The following is a 2,622-nucleotide window of genomic DNA, read 5'->3' as shown; positions in this document are numbered from 1 at the left end:
AGGAAAAAGCTCTCGGTCTGCGGCAACAGAACAAGAGCCCTCTAAAAATTTAAAATTTTAACACCTACATGATACCATGGGTAGTGACTTTTTGCGCTTTTTTTAGCTTGTGTTTTCATATAAAAGAGACGGGAATGATATTCCCGCCTCGTTTATTTATATTTAATCGATATCGGTTTCGATGAGTCCGTATTTTCCATCTTTACGACGGTATACGATACTCGTGCCATTGGTGATGGCATCCTCGAAGATAAAGAAGTTGTGTCCGAGCATATTCATCTGCAATACCGCTTCTTCGCTGTCCATCGGTTTCAAAGAGATTCGTTTGGTACGAACGATTTCAAGTTGCCCGTTATTTTCGTCAACTTGTTCTTCTAAAGCGGAAAGGTCAGTTGAAGGACCAAACCCTTTTTCCCGAGATTTCCGGTTAATTTTTGTTTTATACTTGCGTACTTGTCTTTCTAATTTATCGACAACTAGATCGATGCTACCATAAAGATCAATGGAAGTTTCTTCAGCCCGCAATACTAAATACGGAAGAGGAATGGTTACCTCCACTTTGGCTGTCTTATCCGAATATACTTTCAGGTTTACATGTGCGGTTGCTTCTGGAACATTCGTGAAATACCGTTCCAATTTCCCTAGCTTCTTCTCCGCATAATCTCGGATTGCGGCTGTTACCTCAATATTTTCTCCTCGGACATTGTACTTAAACATAGCATTCTCTCCTTTCGTCTGATTCATCATCAGAAAAGATATCCTTATGGACCACTCATAAGGAAGTACCTTTAAATACATTATAATGTAAGCGGTCAATTTTTACAATTGATTCAACATATTATCGGCCAATACTAAATGATAATATGTTTTTGAATCCTGCTTCATGGAGTGCTTCTTTGGCATAGAGCATGGTTCGCCCTGTGGTATACAAATCGTCAAAAAGTAACAGCGGGGTGTCCTGTCCCAATGTGTGCGGCAGTACCTCGAATGGTTGGCTGGCAGCCAACCGCTCCCTCCTGTTTTTTTCGGATTGCTTTTTGCCAGTTTGGGTATGAATCAGCAACTGCTGATAAGGAATACCAGCTTGCTCCAACAGCCACTCACATTGGTTGAATCCCCGTTCCTCCAAACTTTTCTTTGAAATGGGTAAGGGAATAACCGTCCGTTTTTTATTTTGTTGGCAATAGTGCCGCAACTGGCTGCGAAAGACGTTGGCATAGCGGATGTCTCCTTGAATTTTGTACGTGTGCAGCCATTCTCTCAGCGCATCATCATAGCGAAACATCGCCTCATGTTGGGTGAAGGCAGCTGGATAATGAAGCTGCCACTTCTTGCAATCAGCGCACAAGTTCTGTTCTTCTTGACTGCGCCCGCAACCCGGACACCTGGAATTGGAATCAATCCGCGCAAAACGAGACGTACAGCTCTTGCAAACAGAATCAGCTCGGTAAGGCTGAAATGAGAAAAAGTCTTTTAAGGTAATGCTGTGATACAAGTCATTGTTACACAGAAGGCAATTCAAACAGCAGCCCCCCTTCACGTGCTCGTTGGTTCATCGTTTTGATTTGTTTGACTGCCGACTTGATGGCCCTGGTTTGTCCGTAATGACCGTACCAAACTTTTCCAACGGGATAATCACGGTGGCGGCCCACTCTCCCGGCAATCTGTACAAGGGATGCTTCGGTAAAAACCGCATCTTCTGCCCCCAAAACCAACACATCAATATCCCGAAACGTTACTCCCCGTTCCAATATCGTACTGGAAAGTAAAAAATCATAGCGTTCTTCACGCATCATCAGAACCTTCTCCACTCGTTCACTGTCTTCTGCAGAAACAGAAGCAAATGATTTTTCTGGATATACTTCTCGTAGCCATTGCTCCAACGTTTGCATCAAAGTAATGTGCGGCAAGAAAACGAGCAGGCGGCGACCTTGTTGGATTTCTTTTTCGATTATTCTAAGAAATGGGGCGTTCGTTTGTTTCTTCTCGATTTGTTGGCGCCAGTTTCCTAGCCAGATGCATTCAGGAGTCGGCAAGGGATACCGATGATAACGTGCTGGCAAAATGGTGGCAGCCAAGGTTCCTTTTTCAACCTCTCTGCGCATGCGAGCAGAGGGAGTCGCCGTTAGATAAAGTAGTGCACTTGCTTTTTTTCGAGCTTTTGCCGCACCGTAATGAAGTGCGGGGTCACTATGATAAGGAAACGAGTCGATTTCATCAATAATCAGTACATCGAACGCTTCCTTGAAGCGCAACAGCTGGTGAGTAGTCGCAATAACGAGCGGCGTATACTGATAGTCTTCTTCCATCCCGCCATACAATACGGCTAACGGTGTCGTGGGAAATGCTGCTTGAATACGTGGTGAAAGCTCAAGGCAAACATCAATCCGCGGTGAAGCAATCGCCACTCGTCCACCAGATTGTAGTGCTTCCGCAATCCCAGCGAAAATCATTTCTGTCTTACCCGCTCCAGCTACTGCCCACACCAGCCTCGTCTTTTTATATGAAAACACAAGCTAAAAAAAGCGCAAAAAGTCACTACCCATGGTATCATGTAGGTGTTAAAATTTTAAATTTTTAGAGGGCTCTTGTTCTGTTGCCGCAGACCGAGAGCTTTTTCCT

The 2,622-nt window shown here is 44.4% G+C and carries 3 protein-coding genes; all 3 read right to left on the bottom strand.

The features are described from left to right. Nucleotides 1-162: 162 nt before the first annotated feature. Nucleotides 163-717 (bottom strand): ribosome hibernation-promoting factor, HPF/YfiA family, encoded by a 555-nt coding sequence (gene hpf / locus PVE40_RS12545; RefSeq protein ID WP_274732273.1) that lies wholly within the window; start codon nt 715-717, stop codon nt 163-165. Between the two features lie 121 nt (nt 718-838). Then, nucleotides 839-1,522: a ComF family protein gene (locus PVE40_RS12540; protein WP_274732272.1), complete on the bottom strand. Its 684-nt coding sequence runs from the start codon at nt 1,520-1,522 to the stop codon at nt 839-841. Next, nucleotides 1,503-2,513, bottom strand: a complete 1,011-nt coding sequence (locus PVE40_RS12535; protein ID WP_274732271.1) for a helicase-related protein — start codon at nt 2,511-2,513, stop codon at nt 1,503-1,505. Before PVE40_RS12535 ends, PVE40_RS12540 begins: the two co-directional genes overlap by 20 nt. Between the last annotated feature and the right edge of the window lie 109 nt (nt 2,514-2,622).

This window comes from Jeotgalibaca caeni, from assembly GCF_028863945.1.
GTDB lineage: Bacteria > Bacillota > Bacilli > Lactobacillales > Aerococcaceae > Jeotgalibaca > Jeotgalibaca caeni.
The sequence above is the reverse complement of the archived record's forward strand: the minus strand, read 5'-3'. Positions and strand labels throughout refer to the sequence as shown.

Excerpts from the sequence above, each read along its gene's own strand:
- hpf (WP_274732273.1), bottom strand. The coding sequence starts at position 717 with ATGTTTAAGTACAATGTCCGAGGAGAAAATATTGAGGTAACAGCCGCA.